The 22,345-nt window shown below is 47.7% G+C and carries 23 protein-coding genes; 14 read left to right on the top strand and 9 right to left on the bottom strand.

Features of this window, described 5'->3' with window-relative positions; genetic code table 11:
• Nucleotides 1-89: 89 nt before the first annotated feature.
• From HUU58_06565 to HUU58_06505, 13 genes are all read left to right on the top strand, one after another.
• The gene (locus HUU58_06565) at nucleotides 90-395 is read left to right on the top strand and encodes a rhodanese-like domain-containing protein (GenBank protein NUN45329.1); all 306 of its coding nucleotides are present in this window, start codon (nucleotides 90-92) and stop codon (nucleotides 393-395) included.
• A 1-nt stretch (nucleotide 396) separates the two neighbouring features.
• Nucleotides 397-594 carry a hypothetical protein gene (locus HUU58_06560; GenBank protein ID NUN45328.1) on the top strand — a complete coding sequence of 66 codons (198 nt, stop codon included), beginning with the start codon at nucleotides 397-399 and terminating at the stop codon, nucleotides 592-594.
• A gap of 416 nt (nucleotides 595-1,010) precedes the next feature.
• Nucleotides 1,011-2,099 carry a 6-hydroxycyclohex-1-ene-1-carbonyl-CoA dehydrogenase gene (gene had / locus HUU58_06555; protein NUN45327.1) on the top strand — a complete coding sequence of 363 codons (1,089 nt, stop codon included), beginning with the start codon at nucleotides 1,011-1,013 and terminating at the stop codon, nucleotides 2,097-2,099.
• A 12-nt stretch (nucleotides 2,100-2,111) separates the two neighbouring features.
• A complete protein-coding gene (gene oah, locus HUU58_06550) occupies nucleotides 2,112-3,200 on the top strand; it encodes a 6-oxocyclohex-1-ene-1-carbonyl-CoA hydratase (GenBank protein ID NUN45326.1) in 1,089 nt (362 codons plus the stop codon).
• A 17-nt stretch (nucleotides 3,201-3,217) separates the two neighbouring features.
• Complete coding sequence (locus HUU58_06545) at nucleotides 3,218-3,979, top strand: enoyl-CoA hydratase/isomerase family protein (protein NUN45325.1); 762 nt, start codon at nucleotides 3,218-3,220, stop codon at nucleotides 3,977-3,979.
• A 5-nt stretch (nucleotides 3,980-3,984) separates the two neighbouring features.
• Nucleotides 3,985-4,686: an SDR family oxidoreductase gene (locus HUU58_06540; GenBank protein ID NUN45324.1), complete on the top strand. Its 702-nt coding sequence runs from the start codon at nucleotides 3,985-3,987 to the stop codon at nucleotides 4,684-4,686.
• A 13-nt stretch (nucleotides 4,687-4,699) separates the two neighbouring features.
• Nucleotides 4,700-5,857: a 2-hydroxyacyl-CoA dehydratase gene (locus HUU58_06535; protein ID NUN45323.1), complete on the top strand. Its 1,158-nt coding sequence runs from the start codon at nucleotides 4,700-4,702 to the stop codon at nucleotides 5,855-5,857.
• Nucleotides 5,858-5,876: 19 nt separating this feature from the next.
• Complete coding sequence (locus HUU58_06530; protein ID NUN45322.1) at nucleotides 5,877-7,157, top strand: 2-hydroxyacyl-CoA dehydratase; 1,281 nt, start codon at nucleotides 5,877-5,879, stop codon at nucleotides 7,155-7,157.
• A 23-nt stretch (nucleotides 7,158-7,180) separates the two neighbouring features.
• Complete coding sequence (locus HUU58_06525; GenBank protein NUN45321.1) at nucleotides 7,181-7,993, top strand: 2-hydroxyglutaryl-CoA dehydratase; 813 nt, start codon at nucleotides 7,181-7,183, stop codon at nucleotides 7,991-7,993.
• On the top strand, nucleotides 7,990-8,808 hold the full coding sequence (locus HUU58_06520; GenBank protein NUN45320.1) for a 2-hydroxyglutaryl-CoA dehydratase: 819 nt from the start codon (nucleotides 7,990-7,992) through the stop codon (nucleotides 8,806-8,808). The genes HUU58_06525 and HUU58_06520 overlap by 4 nt, the downstream gene beginning before the upstream one ends.
• On the top strand, nucleotides 8,805-9,407 hold the full coding sequence (locus tag HUU58_06515) for a hemerythrin domain-containing protein (GenBank protein NUN45319.1): 603 nt from the start codon (nucleotides 8,805-8,807) through the stop codon (nucleotides 9,405-9,407). The genes HUU58_06520 and HUU58_06515 overlap by 4 nt, the downstream gene beginning before the upstream one ends.
• Complete coding sequence (locus HUU58_06510) at nucleotides 9,400-9,669, top strand: hypothetical protein (protein NUN45318.1); 270 nt, start codon at nucleotides 9,400-9,402, stop codon at nucleotides 9,667-9,669. Before HUU58_06515 ends, HUU58_06510 begins: the two co-directional genes overlap by 8 nt.
• Entirely contained in the window at nucleotides 9,666-10,874 is a 1,209-nt protein-coding gene (locus HUU58_06505; GenBank protein ID NUN45317.1) for a thiolase family protein, read from the top strand. Before HUU58_06510 ends, HUU58_06505 begins: the two co-directional genes overlap by 4 nt.
• Here the strand turns inward: HUU58_06505 and HUU58_06500 are convergent, their stop codons facing one another.
• The gene (locus HUU58_06500; GenBank protein NUN45316.1) at nucleotides 10,875-11,261 is read right to left on the bottom strand and encodes a RidA family protein; all 387 of its coding nucleotides are present in this window, start codon (nucleotides 11,259-11,261) and stop codon (nucleotides 10,875-10,877) included.
• An 82-nt stretch (nucleotides 11,262-11,343) separates the two neighbouring features.
• Between HUU58_06500 and HUU58_06495 the strand changes: the two genes are divergently transcribed.
• Nucleotides 11,344-12,957, top strand: coding sequence for a response regulator (locus tag HUU58_06495; protein NUN45315.1), 1,614 nt, complete (start codon nucleotides 11,344-11,346; stop codon nucleotides 12,955-12,957).
• Between the two features lie 9 nt (nucleotides 12,958-12,966).
• On the opposite strand, the gene HUU58_06490 is transcribed toward HUU58_06495, so the two are convergent.
• The 8 genes from HUU58_06490 to HUU58_06455 all read right to left on the bottom strand — a co-directional run bounded on the left by HUU58_06490 (nucleotide 12,967) and on the right by HUU58_06455 (nucleotide 22,289).
• Nucleotides 12,967-14,625 (bottom strand): DUF885 family protein, encoded by a 1,659-nt coding sequence (locus HUU58_06490; GenBank protein NUN45314.1) that lies wholly within the window; start codon nucleotides 14,623-14,625, stop codon nucleotides 12,967-12,969.
• 120 nt (nucleotides 14,626-14,745) lie between these two features.
• The gene (locus tag HUU58_06485) at nucleotides 14,746-15,660 is read right to left on the bottom strand and encodes a hypothetical protein (protein NUN45313.1); all 915 of its coding nucleotides are present in this window, start codon (nucleotides 15,658-15,660) and stop codon (nucleotides 14,746-14,748) included.
• Between the two features lies 1 nt (nucleotide 15,661).
• A complete protein-coding gene (locus HUU58_06480; GenBank protein ID NUN45312.1) occupies nucleotides 15,662-17,818 on the bottom strand; it encodes a hypothetical protein in 2,157 nt (718 codons plus the stop codon).
• Nucleotides 17,819-17,875: 57 nt separating this feature from the next.
• Nucleotides 17,876-18,133 (bottom strand): MoaD/ThiS family protein, encoded by a 258-nt coding sequence (locus tag HUU58_06475; protein ID NUN45311.1) that lies wholly within the window; start codon nucleotides 18,131-18,133, stop codon nucleotides 17,876-17,878.
• 6 nt (nucleotides 18,134-18,139) lie between these two features.
• Complete coding sequence (locus HUU58_06470) at nucleotides 18,140-19,285, bottom strand: glycosyl hydrolase (protein NUN45310.1); 1,146 nt, start codon at nucleotides 19,283-19,285, stop codon at nucleotides 18,140-18,142.
• 51 nt (nucleotides 19,286-19,336) lie between these two features.
• A complete protein-coding gene (locus HUU58_06465; protein NUN45309.1) occupies nucleotides 19,337-19,990 on the bottom strand; it encodes a DedA family protein in 654 nt (217 codons plus the stop codon).
• Between the two features lie 18 nt (nucleotides 19,991-20,008).
• Nucleotides 20,009-21,370, bottom strand: a complete 1,362-nt coding sequence (locus tag HUU58_06460) for a PFL family protein (protein ID NUN45308.1) — start codon at nucleotides 21,368-21,370, stop codon at nucleotides 20,009-20,011.
• Nucleotides 21,371-21,500: 130 nt separating this feature from the next.
• On the bottom strand, nucleotides 21,501-22,289 hold the full coding sequence (locus tag HUU58_06455; GenBank protein ID NUN45307.1) for a histidinol-phosphatase: 789 nt from the start codon (nucleotides 22,287-22,289) through the stop codon (nucleotides 21,501-21,503).
• Between the last annotated feature and the right edge of the window lie 56 nt (nucleotides 22,290-22,345).

Here is a 22,345-nt window from a genome sequence, read left to right as displayed (position 1 = left end):
AGCAGAAAATGCCGACGTGGATGCTTTGGTTACTTACTGGCGCCATTTTATGGTTTTTATATAAAAAATTTAAATCAGGAAAAAATGCTATGTTTCAAAATCTAGGTAATGACGCATTTAGTGAAAAAATGAAAAATGCTGATCATGTGGTCTTGGATGTACGCACCGATGCCGAATACGCCTCGGGTCACCTGCCCAAAGCCAAACTTATCAACGTAATGGATGCAAGTTTCAGCGGCAAAGTGGATGCTTTGGATAAATCTAAAACATACCTCGTATATTGCCGTAGCGGCAGTCGTTCACGCGGCGCTTGCGAAATCATGGCCAGCCGCGGGTTTCAGGTTTTCAATTTAGACAATGGCATCATGGGTTGGAACGGGCCGGTCGAGCGTTAATATGGAATATATAAAAAAACATCGTTTTTGGATCGGGCCGTTGGCAGGAATTATCGCGGGATTCTTTTATTGGAAATACGTCGGTTGTCTTTCCGGTGCGTGCCCGCTGCAATCCAGCTTGTGGGTCAATCTTTTGATTGGCGCTTTGATCGGTTATACGATCGCCGACACCCTACGTACTCTACCCGAAAAATCCTAATTTGACTCGACCGTCAAAAGTAAAAATTTAAAATACATTTTCTTTTTTAAAGAGCAGTTCAAAAAAACTGTTCTTTTTTTTGTTAATCCGAAAATAAATAACCGACATTAATATGACCTTACTCATGTTTTAGATAAAACTTGAGGTTTGTTATCTATTTACATTTATGAGATTTGAATGCTTTTTTGAAACATGAAAGTCACCGTATGCATAGCAACATCCTGTATGGCATAACATCAATCCATTGACTACAGTCATTTTGAGATAACCATACCTCCCCTATCTTTCCAGCCGCTACGTTTATCTTAACATTTGTTCTGTTTTCTTTTTCATTTCTGAACAGCCGATTCGGCTTATTTTTTTACACCGGTATTCGAACGAACGTTCGAAAAATCTCTTACGAGAGGCATTGGACTATGTCAACACAAATAGACGCATGGCAAATGACGACTTCGGGGCAACCGATGAACCGCGTCGCATCGGCCATACCTTCTTTAGGTTCGGACGAGGCCCTGATTCGGGTCGCCGCATGCGGCGTATGTCATACGGACTTGGGCTTTTATTACGACGGCGTCCGCACAGTCAGTCCCTTGCCTTTGACGCTCGGCCATGAAATCAGCGGGCAGGTCGTGGATACCGGTTTATCAGCGACAGTATGGAAAAACAAATTCGTTCTTATTCCGGCCGTACTTCCGTGCGGAACTTGCGAAATGTGCCAAGCCGGTCAAACACGCATCTGCCGTCATCAAAAAATGCCGGGCAACCACATCCACGGCGGTTTTGCTTCACACATCGTCGTACCGGCGCAATTTTTATGTCCGATCGAAGTCGGCGGAGCGGATGAACTCTTTGGGAAATCCGGAGTCACCTTGCGTGAATTGTGCGCCATCGCAGATGCGATCACGACACCTTTTCAATCCATCAAACAAACGGGTTTGATCAAAGATGATGTGGCTATTTTTGTGGGTGCGGGCGGCGTGGGTGGATTTGGTATTCAGATCGCCCAATCTATAGGTGCGCATGTCGTCGTCATCGACGTGGACGACAAAAAATTAGAAACTTATAAAAATTTCGGCGCGGAACTGACATTTAATCCAAAAACCGTCGAACCTAAAGAAATGCGCAAAAGTATTCAGGCGTGGATTCAACAAAAAAAATACCGCTCCTACGGATGGAAAATCTACGAAACGTCAGGTACAGCCAAAGGTCAGGAACTTGCGTTCGGACTACTCACCTTCGGCTCCGTGATGGGGGTAATCGGATTTACGCTGGATGCGGTCCAACTCCGACTCAGCAATCTGATGGCGTTTGATGCCAAAGCTATCGGTAACTGGGGCTGCGAACCGGGTCTGTATCCCGAAGTACTGCAATGGGTCAAAGAGGGACGCATTCAGATCGCACCCTTCGTGCAAAAATTTCCAATGAGTGAAATCAATTCTGTATTTGATCGCTTACATCATCGTCAGATTGACAGGCGGCCGATACTTATACCCGACTTTAGTTAATCAGGAGATTCCATGTTCAAAAATCATGACCTTGTCCCGGATTATGAGTTCAAAGAAATCCGATATGAATTGAAACCTTGCAAAGATCCTTCGGGGCATGTTTTGCCGGATCTTTTCAGTGCATGGATTACACTCAATAATCCGTCGCAGCTTAATTCCTACACGACCACGATGGTCAAAGAAGTGATCCTAGCCTTTCGCAAAGCTTCCAATTCCCGTAATGTCATCGCTGCCGTATTTACGGGTGAAGGCGATCGCGCATTTTGTACGGGCGGCAATACCAAAGAATACGCCGAGTATTATTCCGGTCAACCCGAAGAGTACAAACAATATATGCGTTTGTTTAATGACATGGTGACATCCATCCTTCACTGTGATAAACCGGTGATCTGCCGTGTTAACGGTATGCGAGTTGCAGGCGGTCAGGAAATCGGCATGGCCTGTGATTTTTCCATCGCCAGCGATCTTGCCGTATTCGGTCAGGCCGGTCCCAAACACGGCTCCGCACCGGACGGCGGTTCCACCGATTTTCTTCCGCTTTTCGTCGGCATAGAAAACGCCATGATCTCCGGAACCTTGTGTCAACTATGGTCTGCTCACAAGGCCTTGCGCCTTGGCATTTTAACCGACATCGTTCCTGTTTTGAAAAAGGACGGGCAATTTATACCCAATCCCCTTGTGATCACGGATCGTTACGCCGACAGCATGGGACGTATCGTGCATGGTGAATTTCACATCGGTTCGGAAAAAGATAAAGCCAAAGAGATCATGAAATCCTGCGCAACCGATTTTTCCAAACTGGATGCGACAGTTGACCAACTGATCACGTCACTGCTCATGATGTTCCCGGGTTGCGTAAGCAAGACGATTGAGTCGTTGCGTAAACACAAACTGTCGCATTGGGATAAAAACCGTGAGACCAACCGTTCATGGCTGGGTCTCAATATGATGACCGAAGCTAAAGCAGGTTTCCGCGCATTCAACGAAGGTACCAAAGAAAGCCGCGAGGTGGACTTCATCAAAATGCGCCAGCTTTTGGCCGCCGGAGAAAAATGGTCCGACGAACTGATCGAAAAAATTCATCCCAAAAACAAAAATTAATTTACACACGACAATCCATGCCCAATAAAATAAAAGAACAAATCACAGACGGTATTCTCCATCTGACGCTTTGCAATACGCGCGGAAACATTTTGGACGGGGAAATGATGGGTGAAATCACCTCGGCGATCGAGGGAGCAACCCGCGATCCACACATCAAAACCATCACATTTCGCGGCGAAGGCGATCATTTTTCGTTTGGCGCCAGTGTGCCGGAACATCAGAAAGATCGCGTCGCGGAGATGCTCGCTTCGTTTCATAAACTTTTCCGTACCTTGATTTCTTTTTCACGCCCAACGGTCGCGATCGTGCGCGGCCAATGTCTCGGCGGGGGAATGGAATTAGCTGCGTTTTGTCATTGGATATTCGCTCACGAAAAAGCGCAATTCGGTCAACCGGAAATTCAGTTAGCCGTATTTCCTCCGGTCGCTTCACTGGCTTTGCCGCTGCGTATCGGTCAACCGATGTCTGACGATATCAATCTTACCGGAAGAAGCATCGGTGCAGAAGAAGCCTATCGCATCGGATTGGTACAACATATTTCCGACGATCCCGATACGGCCGCGTCGGAATTTATTCGCCAGCACATTATCCCCAAAAGCGCTTCTTCTTTGCGTATCGCTACGGCCGCCAGCCGACGCATCTATCACGAACAATTTTTGAAACACATTGATGCTTTGGAAGCGATGTATTTGCAGGAACTGATGGGCACGCATGACGCCAATGAGGGAATCAACGCGTTCATGCAAAAACGAAAACCGGAATGGCAAAACCGATGATCGGAATTGATCTATCAAATAAAATCGCCGTACTCACTGGAGCGGCGGGAGGTATCGGCTCGGTCATTGCGCAACAGCTTGAGAAAGCCGGCGCAAAAGTTTATGCCATAGATATGATGCAGCCTCCGCATGGCACTTGGAAAAAAACCGATGTCGGAAGTTTTGATGAAAGCGACCGATGCGTCGAAGAGATTTTGAAAGAGGCAAGCCGCATTGACATTCTGATCAATAACGCCGGTATTACACGGGACGCCGTTATCTGGAAAATGAACGAATCGGCTTGGGATGACGTTATGCGCATCAACCTCAAAGGTGCATTTAACTTGATTCATCACATATCCCCTACGATGCGTCATCAAAACGCGGGACGCATTATCAATATCACGTCCATCAACGGCATGCGCGGAAAATTTGGCCAATCTAATTATGCTGCCAGTAAAGCCGGTCTGATCGCGCTTACAAAAAGTGTCGCGCGTGAATTGGCGAAGCATCAGGTGACGGTCAACGCCATCGCACCCGGGCTCATTGGCACACCGATGGTCGAAAAAATGCCGCCCGAATCACTCAAACAATCCGTACAGGAAATTTGCTTAGGTCATCCGGGGAAACCTGAAGACATCGCCTACGCCGTACTTTTTTTATCATCCGAATGGGCACGTCACATCACAGGCGAAACGCTGCGTGTGGACGGCGGCCAATACATGTAATCCGGAGGAAATTATGATCCACGTCCCCCTTGAAGGAAAAACGCTCGAAGAAACACTTTATAACTGCCGCGAACTTGCGGAAGATCCGTCATTTCCTACAGTCAAAGCATGGCGGGAGAACGGCGGAAAAGTACTCGGCCATTTTCAGGTATATTTTCCGGAAGAACTTGCGTATGCCGCAGGGATGTTGCCTTTTAAAGTTTGTGGTGCGCAAGTCGAAGGCATGGAAGCCGAATCGCATTTCGGTTCATACCTTTGCTCCGTTATCAAAACTTCGCTCGAACTGGCGCTCACCAAACAGATCACGCTGGACATGTTTGTAACGCATCCGATCTGCGATGCCGCACGTAATCTTGCGGCTATATGGGGGCGTAATTTTTCATACCCTTGCCAGATTTTATATCTGCCACAAAATCCCAATTCACGCCATTCGGCGGAATATCTGCGCGGTGAATACCATCGTTTACTCACGGATATCGAAACTATTGTCGGGCATAAAGTCCGTGATGAAGATATCGCCAATGCGATCGGGGTATACAATGAAAGCCGTCGTCTGATGCGCGAACTGTACGACATCAAACGCGAAACGCCATGGCTTATCGCTGCAGAAGATGCGTATGCGCTGATCGCGATTGCCGGTTGCCTCCCGCGCGACACGTACAACGCCTTAATGCAACGCGTTTTACCGCAGATTCGCGAACGCCGTTTACAACCCAAAGATAAAATGCGCATCGTATTTGAAGGCGGATTTTGCGAACAGCCGCCGCTGGATCTCATTCAGGTGATCGGTCAGTCTTGTTACATCGTGGACGACGATCTTTTGATCGGACTTCGTTACATCCTAGAGGACGTCCCCTCGACTGGCGATCCTTTGGCCAACCTCGCAGAATCGTATATCGAACGATCATCCTACTCTCCGGTACAACACGATCTTCGTAAACCCAAAGAAGAAATGCTCTTGGAGCGCATTCGCCACTCCCGCGCGGAAGCGGCCATCATCACGGCGGCTAAAATGTGCGAACCGGGTTTAGAAGAACAAGTGGCTTATACCAAAGCGCTGGATCAGGCCGGCGTACCGTATTTCGTCAGTGAATTTGAAGAGAATCAAACGACGTTTGATCACATCGGCATACAACTCGAGACCTTTGTAGAAAATCTTATTTTCCAGTAACCCATCGGAAGGAATGGCTATGGATACATTAGTCGGTAGAGGCACGCAACGCGGAGCCGCTCTCTTTCGCGAGTGGTTTGACGAACTCGGACACGCAGCCGAGACGGGAAAACCTTCGGCCTATGTTTTTGTCATGGGCAGCCTCAATGAAATTTTAAAATCCTTTGATATGCCGGTGGTTTTTCCGGAAATCAATTCGCTACAAACCGCCGTTCGCCGCGTCGCACCGGAGTTTTTGGCCGAAGCCGAAGATTACGGTTATTCACCCGATATCTGCGGCTACGTCAAAGCGGATGTCACCGTCCAACTGCGCAAAGGTCAGCACCCGATGGGGCGCATTCCCCAGCCTTCGGTAGCCGTTCTTACCAACGCCTGTAATACCTATATCAAATGGGCTGAAATATGGGAACGCATGTACAAAATACCGGTCGTCACGATTGATGTACCAGGAACGCGCGGTCGTCGCGAAGACCCTTTCGCTAAAGGCAGCCACTTTGAAAATGACCGCAAATATATCGCGGCGCAACTCAAAGAATTGATCACGACATGCGAACAGATCACCGGAAAAAAATTTGATATCGATAAGCTGCGCGAAACGATGCAGTATGCCAATGACATGTCGGTGTCATGGAAAAATATTCTCGATTGCAATAAATCCAAACCCTCGGTGCTCAACGCACTCACCGACGGAACGATTTATCTCGGCGTAGCTAACGGTTTCCGCGGCAGTAAAGAAGGCAGCGTGTATTTCAAAGAACTCGAAGAAGAAATGAAATACAAAACCGCCAACGGCATCGGCACCGTAACGGATGAAAAATTTCGCTTAGCTTTTGTCGGTGTGCCGTGTTATCCGATTTTCCGTCGTTTTAACGATTTCTTTTCTGATTGGGGCGGTACGTTTGTTCAGTCAACTTATCTGTATTTTGCTGCCGGCGGCGCCAATCTCGGCTTCCAATATGATCTGCAAAATCCGATTGATAGTTTGGCGGAAGGCGTGCTTTTCAGCGTACGCGATGCGATGGACAGCATGTTTCATCAGGATCAGGTGCTGCTTTCGATGATTGATGATTATGCGATCGAGGGCGTAGTGTACCATCCGATCAAAAGCTGCCGTACCGTATCCACCGGATTGGCCGACGGGCGCAAACATCTAATGGCTCATTCCGACGTAGCCACTTTATTTTTAGAATCGGATATGATGGACAAACGTGTCGTGTCCGAAGCCCAAATGAAAAATCGTGTAGATGCTTTTTTTGAAGGACTCATTTCACGGCGCCAGATAGCGGCGGCCGCGGTATGACAAAATAACCAAGGAGAATCCTTATGGCTTATTCTGCAGGCGTGGATGTAGGTTCCACCCAAACCAAAGCCGTGATCATCAACGAACAACGCCAGATTGTACAACGCGCACTGATCGATACCGGCGCCAATGTAACTTTAGCGGCGCAAAAAGCATTTCGACAAGCGGCCGAAGCCGCTCAGGTTTCCGAAGAAGAAATCGAATACGTCATCGGTACCGGATACGGTCGTTATAAAGTGACATTCGGCAATAAACAAATCACTGAAATCAGTTGCCATGGGCGCGGCGCAGTGCACATGTTTCCCAAAACGCGCACGGTGCTTGATATGGGCGGGCAAGACAGCAAAGCGATTCGCGTGAGCGATAAAGGTGAGATCATTGATTTTTGTATGAATGATAAATGTGCCGCCGGCACAGGACGTTTTCTTGGCGCGGCGGCAATGACATTGCACATCCCGTTGGACAACCTCGGACAAACGGCGCTCGAAGCGATGAAGGCCGTTCGTATCACAACGACGTGCACCGTTTTTGCGGAATCGGAAATTTTATCATGGTTGGGCAAAGGAAAAAAAGTCGAAGATATACTCTGGGGTGTACATCAATCTATCGCGGCGCGATCCATCGGCCTTTTGCGTCGTGTCGGTATCGAAGATGAAATCACTTTTACCGGCGGTGTTGCCCGCAATGTTGGCATGATCAAGGCGCTTGAAGATTCGCTGCAACGTAAAATCAATGTCGGCGCCGATTCCCACTTCATGGGCGCACTCGGTGCAGCACTTTTTGCGATGGATCATATCGTCGCCGCCCGTCAACCGCAAAAGGAGGCTGTCGCATGAACTGCACACTCGGACTCGACGTAGGCTCTACCTACACCAAAGCTATCATCCTCGATGATGAGAAAAAAATTCGCGGTAAATATATGGCGGCAACAGGCTCCCGGCTCAATGAAGTGGCCGAGGAAGTCATCACTCAAGCCTGTAGGGATGGCGGTATTCTAAGAGAAAATATTCACTACACAATGACTACGGGATATGGTCGTCATCTCGTAGATACGCGGGATATGCAAGTTACTGACCTTACGGCCGCTGCACGCGGCGCGCAATTCTTATATCCGAAAACGCGCACCATACTTGATATCGGTGGACAAACAATGAAAGCCAGTCGCGTAGATGATCGCTCCAAAGTGCTTACCTTTCGCCTCAACGATAAATGTGCGGCAGGTACGGGCGCATTCATCGAAAAAACCGCACGCTATATGGGCTATAGCACCACGGATATCGGATCATTGCTCAATTTATCCCGTTCCGAAGTTGGTATCTCTGGTGTGTGTGCCGTTTTTGCAGAATCGGAAGTGATCAGCCACTTGTCGGAAGGCGTTCCTCCGGAAGACATTATGTTCGGCGCCATCCTTTCACTTACCGATCGTTCCGTACAACTTTTGAAACGCATCAAAGCCGAGAGTGAATTTACGCTCATCGGTGGCATTTTACGTTGGGAAAAAATGGTGAGCAGTATCCGCGAAAAGCTTACCGGTACAGTCAATGTTCCGGAAGGCGATATGCCGCAATTTACAGCCGCACTCGGATGTGCATTATTAGCGCACATTCGTCAGAGTCAGACACGGGAACGTTCAGCTTCGGTGACGGCATGATCGCACGCAATATTGCCATCTTAACCGAAGAGCACCGCATCATCGAATACGTCTTGAACGCATTAGAACGTATGGCCAATAAAGCCGCTAAGGACCATACCGTAGATGTAGAGATCGGTCGCAAAGTGATTACGTTTTTACGCGAGTTTGCCGATCAATGTCACCACGGCAAAGAGGAAGCTATTTTATTCAAATGGCTAAACGCGCGCCATATTGGCATGGATGCTGTCGCAATGCTCGAAGATGAACACGTCACCGGACGTGATCTCGTCGGACGTATGCAACGTGCGTTGGATGATTTTGATAGAAATAAAACGACCGGTTCTTTTGCAGATGATGCTAATACCTTTGTCGTTATGCTACGTGACCATATCCACAAAGAAGATCACGGCGTTTTCGCTATGGCGGAGGCACACATCGAAGCGGCGGATGATGTACGGTTGATTGGGGATTATTTGATCACGGAGCGCGACGGGCGACGCCATCAAAAAGCGTTGGCTCTGGCGAAGGATATCGGCCATCAGATGAATATGCCGGATTTTGATGTCTCCATTATTCCCGAACTATCCAAGACTTTTATCTATAACAATCATGTCTGATTTCAAACCATTGACCGTCATTCAGATCAGTTCCAACGGCGGGTGCATCAACGCGGATGAAACCCGTCTGATCGGTCATGGTTGGCAACGCCGCTATGTCGCTGATCCGCGTGCGGCTCAGGAAGCTAAACTCAATTATGAAGAAATGGGTTTTGAAGTGCAGTTGCTGCCGATTGATGTACAGTCCGTAAGCGCTGAATGCAACGGTTGCCGTGCAGCCATCGAAAAACACCAAATCATTTATACCCGCAAATCGTTATGAATGCACCCCAAGCCGTACTTATTGATGCGATTCGTACACCCATCGGAAAAATAGGTGGATATTTATCCTCAGTTCGTCCCGACGACATGATGGGAAATTTGCTCAATGCTATGTCCGATCGGCATCCGTGGCTGACCCACCAATGCGATGACGTGATCGTCGGCTGCGCCAATCAGGCTGGCGAAGACGGACGCAATATCGCACGTATGGCTATTTTGAGTTCGAACTTACCTTTTGAAATACCCGGGCAAACGATCAACCGCTTATGCAGTTCATCCATGCAGGCCGTCGCTTCGGCCGCAATGACGATCCAAAGCGGATTTGCCCGCACGCTATTGGCCGGCGGCGTTGAGAGCATGTCCCGAGCGCCCTACGCTGTCGCCAAAGCCGAAAAAGCTTTTCCCAACGGGTCGATGACGATGCACGATACCGCGCTGGGTTGGCGATTTATCAATCCGCGTATTACCAAACGTGTGCGCCCTTTGTCTATGGGCGAAACGGCCGAGGAAATTATCAAACAATTTGCCATCACTCGTGAAACGCAGGACGCTTTTGCCGTAGCCAGTCATCGCAAAGCTATCGCGGCACGGAATAAGGGGTCGTGGAAAGAAGAAATCATCGCGCTACGCGTACGCCAAGGAAAAAACGAAGTCCTCATAGATACCGATGAATGCCCGCGCGAAGACGCTTCTATGGAAACATTATCCAAACTTAAACCGGCATTTCGGGATGACGGTACTGTCACGGCAGGAAACAGCTGTCCGATGAACGACGGCGCGTCACTGCTTCTGCTTGTTTCGCCTGACGTAGCGAGGGAAAACGGGCATCGCGAAGGATTTGTACTGCGCGGATATGCGGTCACGGGGATTCATCCCGACATCATGGGATTAGGACCGGTCGAAGCAACACGTCGCGCTTTGCAATACGCTCATGTATCTCTCAACGATATAGATTTGATCGAAATCAATGAAGCCTTTGCAATCCAAGTTTTGGCTTGTATGCAGGCTTTGGGATTGGACGATGCCCGCGTCAATGTCAATGGCGGCGCGATCGCTTTGGGGCACCCGTTGGGCTGTTCGGGTGCACGCATCATCGGTTCACTTACCAACGAGATGAAACGCCGTCAATCGCGTTACGGATTGGCAACGATGTGCGTCGGTCTGGGGCAAGGCATGGCTACGGTTTGGGAGCGCATTACGCTTTGATCACACTACTGCTTCTGCTTCGATTTCCACCAACATGTCCGGATCTATCAATTTCCGCACTTCAATCATCGCTGTAGCCGGGCGAATGTTTTTAAAAAATTCGCCATGCACCCGCCCGATGATTTCCCAATCGCGCTCAATATGGACAACATAGATACGTGTTCGCACGACATCGGTAAGATTGGCGCCGGCTTTGTGCAATGCTTTTTCGATATTAATGATCGTTTGCACAGTTTGTGCATGCGCGTCATTTTTTCCGATCAGCTTACCGTTTTCATCCGTCGCGGTGGTACCGGATACATAGATGAATTGACCGGCGCGAACGACCCGCGAATAACCGACAATCGGTTCCCACGGTGCACCTGAACTGAAGCGTTGTTTTTCCATAGCGTTTCCTTGATCTTATGTGAGACAAAGAACAATTTTTTTATTTTCTATTCCAGTATGTTTTTTATACATTACAAGCGCTATGAGTGAACCAGCCGCCACTATCTCATCCGGCGAGCGTATCTTGGTAGTCGACGACAGTAAAGTTCAACTTTTTGCGATGAGCACGATGCTCAAAAAAGAAGGCTTTGATGTCGAGAGTACGCACGAACCGCTTACCGCAAAAAACATGATCGAGCAAAAAGGTTACGACCTTTTGCTGTGCGATCTTATCATGCCCGATATGGACGGTATCGGATTACTGCGCGTTTCCAAATCCAAACGCCCCACCATGCCGGTCGTGATTATGACGGCATTCGGCGATCGTGAATCAGCCATCCAGGCGCTCAAAGAAGGCGCGGAAGATTATATTTTTAAAGCCAGCGGTGACCGCGAGCGGGACGAATTTATCATCCGTATCCGACGTGCTCTTGAACGCGCCAAACTTCAGAAAAAAATATTTGACTACCAGACTCACCTTGAACAAATGGTGGATGAGCGGACGCAAGAACTGAAAGCGACGCAGGACCAGTTGGTTCAATCCGAACGTTTGCGTTCGTTGGGTGTCATCACCAGTGGTGTCGCTCACGATTTTAATAATATCCTCGCTGTCATATTGGGACGTTCGCAACTGCTCTCTCAGAAAATCCACGATACGGATGTGTCCAAAGATCTGGATATGATTACGCGATCGGCGCTCAAAGGATCAGCCACGATCAAACGCATGCAGGATTACACACGCATTCGTAAAGATGAACGTTTCGAATCCATAGCGCTCAATAGCATGCTGGAAGAAGTGATCGAAATGACCAAAACACGTTGGCAGGATGAATCCAACAGTTTGGGTGTTACGATCAATTTGCAAAGTCAATTCGGCGATGTACCGCTCGTTTCAGGCGACGCTTCGGAACTCAAAGACGTTTTTATTAATATCATTTTCAATTCCGTTGACGCGATGCGCGAAGGCGGTACGCTTTCGATTCGTACCTACACCGAACAGATCGAAAACACGTTGTGGGTCGTGACGGAATTAAGCGATACGGGCTGCGGGATTCCTGAAAATATTCAATCCAAAGTTTTTGATCCTTTCTTTACGACCAAAAATCAGCATGGCAGCGGCTTGGGTATGAGCACCGCTTACGGTATCGTACAGCGGCATCGCGGACATCTTTCATTTAAAAGCACGCCGGGAGAAGGTACGACATTTTATGTCAAGCTCATGGCGGCTCTTTTTGTACAGCAACTTGCACCGGATGTCGCGCGGGCTAAAGAAGTCGGCCCGCCGAAACCTCTATCTGTACTTGTAGTAGATGACGACGAGGCCGTGCGCACTACGTTGGTTGAAATGCTTGAGATACAGGACCATGAAGTACACCAAGCCAGTTCCGGTAAAGAAGCCATTCGCATGATCGAAGAGCGCAGTTTTGATATTGTCTTTACCGATCTGGGTATGCCGGGTATGTCGGGTTGGGAAGTTTCGCAAGAAATTAAGAAACGTGCACCACAAACGAATATCGTTATGATCACCGGCTGGGGCTCTCAGCTCGATAAAGAAAAAGCAGAACAAACGGGCATTCAGCGTATCCTACCTAAACCTGTTTCATTTGACGAGATCGTTCGCGCAGTGACCGATTTCGGTTTGCCTCTAAAAAGCTAATTATAAAAATCATTTCCCCTGATTTTTTTCGTTTGATATCATCATCAGACCCCGCACTTCATCATCTAATCCTGTCAATTGCCATCGTATCAATGACACGGGGATCATACCGGCGGAGTACAGTTCTGTAAAATACTGATAGACACTATAGGATGAACCGACCTGACGGCTGCGCTCCATCATAAGGCGCTCCAACATATACTTTCCGCTTACATAACTTGTACCATAACCCGGCATGCGCAGATACAGATGCTGTTCAAATCCTACCAACGCAGGATCACCCGTCCAGCCTTGCGGCGTCCACGTTACCTGAAATTGCCGTGCGGCATCGTAGTCTATCATATTGGCATGGGCATACAGCGAAGCCAAGCCCCGCGCACAACGTTGGGCCAGCATGATCCACACCAGTTCACGGGCACGCGGCTCATCGTCGTACAAACCGGCATGCATCAGAAGTTCTTCCATTCCCGTAGCCATGCCTTCGGAACGGCTAACCCAGATATTGTATGGCAGTGCCGTTTTACGAAATGCGCTGGCATGCGGCTCTTCACGAAGCCATGCTGTCTCAAACCAATGGGTGAGATGCGAATACAAAACATTCGGTGCACGATGAACGATATTTGCAAAAAAATGACGTTGCGATTCAGGTTGGAATCGCCCCGTATGTTTACGCAATTCTTTTTCCATGTACGGTTTTACATGCAATATTTTCTTCTCTTCCAGAAAGCGTACTAATTTTTTTACGGCCGCATCGGTACCTTTTTGAAACGACGCCGCATCCCCAAAAGGAATAATCTCCGGAAGATCGCGATTACGCTGCCGTTCCAAAGCCAGCGAAGCATACGCCCGATCCAATTCGCGTTTGAGCAGTGTCACCTCTTCCTCCCACGACAGCGGCACCATCAAAACGTGGCGTAAATACCACGTATAATTTTCTTTACCGATGCCCGATGGTCCGTTTTTAGAGGGTGCTTCTTTTTCGAGCCATGATACAAAATCACGATATGCACCGGTAGCATTGCTGATGGCGGTATGGAGTTCCGCACCGGCGGTTTGCGATTGCGATTTGATTTCATCCAGAAAGCTGATTTGTTCGCGTACTTGTGCCGTACCGGCGATCCAGAGATCACGCGCATTTTCAGTCAGATTGGATTGAGCTTGCCGCAACAGCGGCGGAATGACTTGCAGTTGGCGAGTGAGTTTTTTTTCATCCATTGACGACAGCGGAAAAGTGTAACGCCACACATCAATCGACGCATGGCACAGCGGGCCTTCGTGGTCCGGTGTATCACTTTCTTCCATCCAGATCAATGCATAATACGCCGGGTCGCGTGACCAGGGACGAAGAACCCGCAGATGAAACTCCAGGCCGTTGATTTCGGCACCGAACAAGGCATGATCAATACGCTGTTCGATCGGCCACCCGGTCGTATCTATTTTCGAATACCGCAGACGCAACGCGCTCAATCGCTCCAAAGAATGCGCTACCGACGAAGCGGAATGGTCCGGCACACCCTCCGGTGTTTCGATACGCTCCAGCGATCGAAGTTCCGTAAGAATATTTTGAAGATCGTTGTATTGTAACTTGACTTTAGATTGGGCAAAAACGTAGGATGACGCGCACAACGCCATGAGTATGGCCTTTAAAACAAACCGATGTGTTCTCATAATTTTCACATCCCTGATAGTTGAAATGTTATATATACAAAAAACTTATCGTATACTTGAGAACGAAGAAATAATGAAACATGTTCCGCACATGGCACTAAAAACCATTCGATTCTGCTTTTAGTTGTTCGCTAATGTCTTTGAATCTTTCATCGGTAATCCGGATGCAAAATTTCGCCATTCGCTAAGCATGCGTTGACCCAATGTATGATGACCGCTCACTGAAAGATGAACATCCCATTTCGGCGATTGGGTAAATACATCGTGCACGGAAATCGCCGTCACCGCGGCTGCTCCGGTCAAAGGCCGTTTATCCGATAATAAACGAAGCTCATCTTCATTCATACAAACTAACATCAAAGGAATGTGATGCGTTTGAGCATATTGCGCGATGCGATCTACCTGTTTGAGAAATCCGATGCGAACGCTGTCGGATTTTCGGTGTTCTACATAGTCCGTTTCCGTCAGACTCATATAGGCAAATGCAATCCGACGCAATAATTCCGAATCAATCGTTGCTTCACGGTAAGCCAATGGCGGATCAAGATCATTGGGATTGATCAAATAAATCATACCGTCTAACGAAAAACCCGGCGCCATGCGTTCCACATGATCCGCTATATTTTCAGCGTTGTATCCGGGCACACCGAAATTGAGCACCTCCAGCGACGGCTCCTCATGCATCATTATCGATTCAAATGTATTTTCGTAATTTACCGACCAACCGAATACTTCACTGTCACCAAATACGGCAATACGTTTTTTGGCGGATATCCGCGGCAGTGAGTCCGTACGATCAGCACGCAAACCTTGTTTATTAATGATCCATTGCACCGGTTGTGGCAACGGCTCGTGTATACCGCGAAATTCGACGGAAGCCCCGGGACGCAACGCATAACCCCTTGCATCCGGAACATTGACAGCGCCATTGTGCAGACTTGAAAGAGGTAAAAAAGTGTACCGCACCATTACTTCACACGCCGCCAAACTTAAAATAACCGACCCTGTTATCACCAGCCAACGATAGCGTTTCACGTCACTCCTTTATTAATGAGTTGATAGGTAATCGAATAGTAAATTGAGTAAAGTCCCTTACTTTGGATTGCACTTGAATCGTGCCTCGATTTTTTTCGATCAATCGGTACGCTATGGCCAAACCCAGCCCTGTTCCCTCCCCGACCGGTTTGGTCGTAAAAAAAGGATCGAAAATTTTTGTAATATGCTCCTGCGCGACACCTGTTCCGTCATCACGGATATCTATTCCGATCCATGCCTGGCTTTCATCTACATACGTAGCAACGTGAAGATTGCCCTTAGGTCTTTTATCGTCTTTATTACGCTGGATGATGGCCTGGGCCGCATTAATAAAAATATCCATAAAGATCTGATGAAAATGCGAAGGCGTGCAATAGAACTCAGGAATAGGACCCCATTGCGTGTTGATTTCTATCTGATCGCGGTATTGCGGTGTTATGAGCTTCAGAACGCTGCGGATCTCATCGTTCATATCAACCGGTATTTTTTCACTCTCATCCGCATGTTCAAATTTTTGTAAATCCTGCACGATGTTTCGTATGCGCTGCGTACCTAAACGAAAACTTTTGAGTATGCGATCCGAATCATCAAATAATTCATCCAGATTATTTAGTTTTTTGTTTACACCTTCATCTTGCAATTGCGTGTGCAGTCCGTGCTGAATCGCCGCTTTGGCAAGTTGTTTGAACTGTTCGATATAATCTTCCAGAGGGTACAGATTGGAGTAAATAAAGGTTATCGGATTATTGATCTCATGTGCCACTCCGGCAATAAGCTGACCCAAAGCCGACATCTTAGCGCTTTGTACCAATTGGACTTCCGTGTTTTTGAGAACTTCTAGTGTCTGCGCCAGTTCTTGTTTTTGCGCTTCCAAAAGGGCCGTTCGTTCACGCACTTTTTCTTCAAGTTGTTGAACGACTGCGGCTTTCATACGAAGTTCCGTTTCGAATAATTTTTTTTCAGCTTCCTCTTTTTCATGTTTGAGTACACTGATACGGTTGGCAAGGCCGAGTGAAAGTAAAACCGTTTCTAACGCTGAACCCACCTGAATGCCGTAAAGAGTGATATCGTTGGCCGGAAGCAATCCCATGCTCATAAAAGCGTTAAGAACAATACCTGTAAGTAAAACAATCCATGCCGTGAGAAATATCTTTCCGGGCGTATAATTTTTACGAATCGCTATAATCGCTGTAGAAATCATTAAAGGAAAAATCAGTATCCCGATCACTACACCGGGCCAAATCGAAAACCGATAAGGAGCGACAACAGAAATCACAACGGATACGACAGACATCATTAGCAAAATCTTTAGCACGCGATCCAGGCGCGGCGTAAAACGATGACTAAGCAGGTAATGCCTCGAAAACTGAATGCCCCACAAACTTGCCATCGAACTCCAAAACGGATCCATTCGCCATTGAGCCCACGGAAAAAGTTCATAGCTAATGCCGTTTTGATACATCAGGAGCATCCCAAAACTGACAATATATAAAACATAATAGAGGTAGGATCGATCGCGAAGTTTGAAAAAAATAAAAACATTATACAATGCCATCACGAGCATAATACCGTAGTACAAACCGAAACCAAACTGCTGCGTATGGTCTCTTTCGCGGAAAACATCCGCCCGAATAAGATACAAGGGCAACGTCATCGTATCATCCGTACGAAACCGCGCGTACAAGGTATCCGTCGAACCTGCATGCAGAGGTAAATGAACTGCAAAGGTACGATGCGGAATAGCACGCGAAGAAAATTCACGCATTCTTCCGGTTATTCGGATTGGTTCCGGCAACCCGTTCGATAATCTGTATATCACCAATTCATCCATCAGAGGAAAATCGAGATGCAAAAACCAATGTGCCTCCGATGATGACCGGACGACAAAACGAACCCAATAAGCGGATTTTGTAAATCCAAAATTAGGCATAGCCTGATCGTTTATTTTAAACAAAACATCATCACGGATAACATCCTCAATTTGACTTTGTCCGCTCGCATCTTCAAAAATCTCCATCTTTGTGGTCACATCCATTACCGTGGATTGTGCTGTCAACTCAATGACCGGCAGAGAGCTTTGTGCTTTTAGATCAGAACATGCGATATGCAAAACAAATACACATAGCGTAATGCGCTGCCATAAAAATAATTGTCGCATGAGTAAGATTAAGATTAAATGATGCGTTTTATAATGCCTGGGCTAACAGTAGAGCTGTTAACCTCCGCTTAACGCGCAAATGATGTGCAATGTATCTTTGGATTCAATCGGTTCTTTAAGGTTATCTACCATCTCTTCATTAAGAAAAATTTTGATGTGCCTTCGTATACGGTCTTGTTCGTCTATCACGCGAAAACGTATTCCCGGAAATTGTGCATCCAAATTCTTTAGAACTTCCGCTATCGTATGACCTTCAGCTTGAACTTTTTCGTCCGATGTATATGAACGCAAAGGATTGGGAATGTGTATTACCATACATCATCACCGGGTTAAAACTTCAAGTGAAAAAATCTCCGGCAAGTGCCGAACTAAACACGACCAGGATCGCCCTTCATCGGTACTGCCCCACACCTCTCCGGAGGTCGTTCCAAGATATAAACCGACTTTACTTTTCTGGTCGCATGCCATCGCTTGACGAAACACCGTCCAGTAAGCATCTTTTTTCGGAAATCCTTTATCTAAACGTTTCCACGTTTTTCCCGCATTGTACGTTGCATAGACTGCCGGTTTACCGCCGGGTGAAGTTCGCGGCCAAACCGACGTCCCGTCCATCGGAAAAACCCAGGCCACGTCCGGATCCGTAGGATGCAGCGTAATCGAAAAACCGATATCGCCGATATGTTTGGGCAAATTTTTCCCAATCCGATGCCAGCGACCCTCCGTGCGATCCATACGATACACTCCGCAATGATTCTGCTGATACAAGCGGTCCGGCATGAGCGGATGAAGTTGTATGCAGTGCGGATCGTGACCGTACTCCGGATCAGGTTGCGGTAAAAATTCTGCATCACATCCTTTATTCAAAGGCGTCCACGTTTTGCCTTGATCTGCGGTTTCAAAAACGCCTCCGCTGGAGCAACCAAGATACATATGACGTGCATTACGCGGATCCACAATAATCGAATGAAGTTTGGGGCCGTCCGGGGTGCCGTCTTTATCACCACCAGTCCATTTTTCATACATCGGATTTTCATTGAAGCCGTCTACATTTTTCCACGTCACACCATGATCTTCGCTGCGAAATAAACCCTGAGGCGATGTACCGGCATACCACACCCCGGGTTCACTGGCATGGCCGGGCGTCAACCAAAAGACATGATCTACCGCGCGCGCACGTTTGGCAGAATCTGTTTTATGAAACGCCGGCGGTTGTTTGGATTCTTTCCAGGTTTTACCGCGATCATCAGATTGAAATACCGTAGGCCCGAGATGCCCTGTTTTGCAAGCCATCAGCCAACGTTTGGATTCGCGCGGATCCTGCATCAGATGATGTACGATATGCCCCAAAAAAATCGGTGCCGATACTTTCCACGTGCGACGCCGCGCATCGCTTTTGAGCGTAAACGCACCCTTACGCGTACCGATAAGCAAAGTTACGGGCGAATTTTTTGAACGTGAAGATTTCATACAACCTCCTTGCACGGCGTGCTTTGCGTTCTCTAAAATATATAGCTAAAATTATGCTTCGTTTATACCGGACTTGCGACGGGCACGAATGAATTCGATCACGGCAGGAATCACCGATATGATGATGATCGCCACAATCACGAGGGTAAAATTTTCACGCACGGTCGGGATATTACCGAAAAAATAACCGCTTGAAATGAACAGTCCGACCCACACGATAGAACCGATGATATTATAAAAAATGAAGTGACGGTACGTCATTTGACCAATACCGGCAACAAAAGGAGCAAACGTGCGAATGATGGGAATAAAGCGCGCAAAAATAATCGTTTTACCGCCATGTTTTTCGTAAAACATATGCGCTTGTTGTAAATATTCTTTATTGAGAAAACGTACATTTTCTTTATGAAAAATTTTAGGTCCGATGCGTAAACCCACGGCATAATTGACCGAATCACCGATAATGCCGGCTACCGTGAGTAAAATAAATAACCACCACGGATCAAGATAACCCAAGCCGGCAAATGCACCCGCCGCAAAAAGAAGCGAATCACCCGGTAAAATCGGTGTGACCACCAATCCGGTCTCTGCAAAAATGATGAGAAATAAAATCAGATATGTCCATGTACCGTAATTCTGAATGAGTTCGCCTAAGTGGACATCCAGATGAATAAAAAAATCTATAAACTGCGCAATCAATTCCAATGTATCGGTCCTCGTTTGTTAGTTTGAAAGGGCTACCGTAGGTGCAGGAATGCGGCCTCCGCGCCCGATAAATTTTTTAGGTGATAAATTACGAATCGGCATGATCGGCGCTTTGCCCAGCAGTCCGCCATAATCAACGGATTCGCCGACTTTTTTTCCGGGTACGGGAATGATGCGAACTGCCGTCGTTTTGCTGTTGATCATTCCGATAGCTGATTCGTCCGCAATCAGACCGGCGATTGTTTCCCACGTCGTATCACCGGGCACGGCAACCATATCCAAACCGACCGAACACACACAGGTCATCGCTTCTAATTTTTCCAACGACAAATTTCCTTTTTCTACGGCAGCGATCATACCTTGATCTTCGCTCACCGGGATAAAAGCGCCGCTCAAACCGCCGACATACGACGACGCCATGAGACCGCCTTTTTTAACGGCGTCGTTGAGCATCGCCAGTGCCGCTGTCGTACCGCATGCGCCGACATCTTCAAGTCCCATCGCAACAAGAATATCCGCGATACTGTCGCCCGGCGCTGGTGTAGGAGCCAAAGACAAATCAACAATACCGAAATCAATATTCTGCTGACGCGCCACTTCTCGGCCGATCAATTCCCCCGCACGGGTAATTTTAAACGTCATACGTTTGATGATTTCCGAGAGTTCGCCAAGATCCGCATCCGGCGCTTGTTTGATCGCGTGCAGTACGACACCCGGTCCGCTGATTCCGACATTGATCGTACATTCGGCTTCCGTCACTCCGTGAAATGCCCCGGCTACAAACGGATTGTCTTCAACCGCATTACAAAACACGACAAACTTAGCACAACCGATCGCGCCCTCGGACGCCGTGACCTGCGCCAAATCTTTGATGACTTTGGATACCGCAATAATGGCATCCATATTGATACCGGCTTTGGTAGAACCGACATTGATGGACGAACATACGCGTTTGGTACTACCTATGGCTTCGGGAATGGATTCGATCAATGCCCGATCACCTTTGGTAAAACCCTTTTGTACGAGCGCTGAAAATCCGGCCAAAAAATCTACACCGACCCGTTCGGCCGCTTCATCTAATTTTTTCGCCAACTGAACAAATTCACTGCGCGTAAATCCGTCACAAGCAATGGATGCCGGTGTGATGGAAATACGTTTATTGGCAATGGCTATCCCGTATTTTTGTTCGACCTCACGCGCCGTCGCTACATGACGCTCCGCGTAACGACAGATTTTATCGTAGATCGCCTGGATCGTCGCCGGCGCATTGCCGCGTCCGCAATCCCGTAAACTGATACCCATCGTCGTCGTGCGAATATCAAAATGCTCTACCTCCGTCATGCGGATGGTTTCTAAAATTTCTTGAATTTCAAATGACATATGACCTCAATATAAGAACATTAGAAAACTATTTTTTCTTTATTACACGGATCAACTGAGAATTCATGCGAATAGTCATGACGAGATCAAACCCGGAGGCGTTTTCGCTCAAGCATTGCGATTCAAGGGCTTACGCATGGGATATATTCAGTTTCGTCCATATTTCCTTTTGGAGCGCCGGTCCGCACGCAATCGCGTTGTCAATATACATAGACGTAACGCCATTTCGATCAAAAATCACAGCGCCGGATTCTTCGATGATCGGTTTGAGTGCGGCGATATCCCAAAGATTGAGCTTAGGGTCCACCATAATATCGGCCCGACCGCACGCCACCAAAGCATGCCCATAACAATCGCCCCACGTGCGAACGATTTTAGTTTCTTTGATGAGTGTTTGAAGAATGGGTGCGTAGTCTCCTTGGTGAGAACTTTTCATATCCGTAGTGAGAAGCGTCGCTTCAGCCAGATATTCCGTTGTGCGCGCTTTGACTCTGCGACCGTTGATAGTGGCACCTTCATTAGTAGCCGCGGAAAGGATTTCGCCCAGTGCCGGAAAATGTATCACACCGACGATGGCATCTTTTTTTTGCACATCTTCGATAGCAACCATTGTCCCGTAAAAAGGTACACCGTGAATAAATGATTTGGTGCCGTCAATAGGATCCAATATCCAGCGATACCGGCCGCTACCGATAGTTTCGCCGAATTCTTCTCCCAAAATCCCATGATCCGGAAATTCTTTACTGATGAATGCGCGCAACCATTCCTCCGCAGAACGGTCGGCGATCGTGACGGGCGAGGCGTCCGGCTTGGCGATCACATCCAAGGAGGCTGTCTGATAATAACGCAGTGTGAGTTTTCCTGCTTCATACGCGGCATGTGTAGCCGCCTGAAGCAACTCACGGATTTCGGAAGACATGGAGAACAACGCTGAAAAATGAACGATTTTACGCGTTGATTTTACTGAAAAACGAA

The organism is bacterium (assembly GCA_013360215.1).
In the GTDB taxonomy this organism is placed as follows: domain Bacteria; phylum CLD3; class CLD3; order SB21; family SB21; genus JABWCP01.
This window is presented reverse-complemented; position numbering and strand designations above follow the sequence as displayed.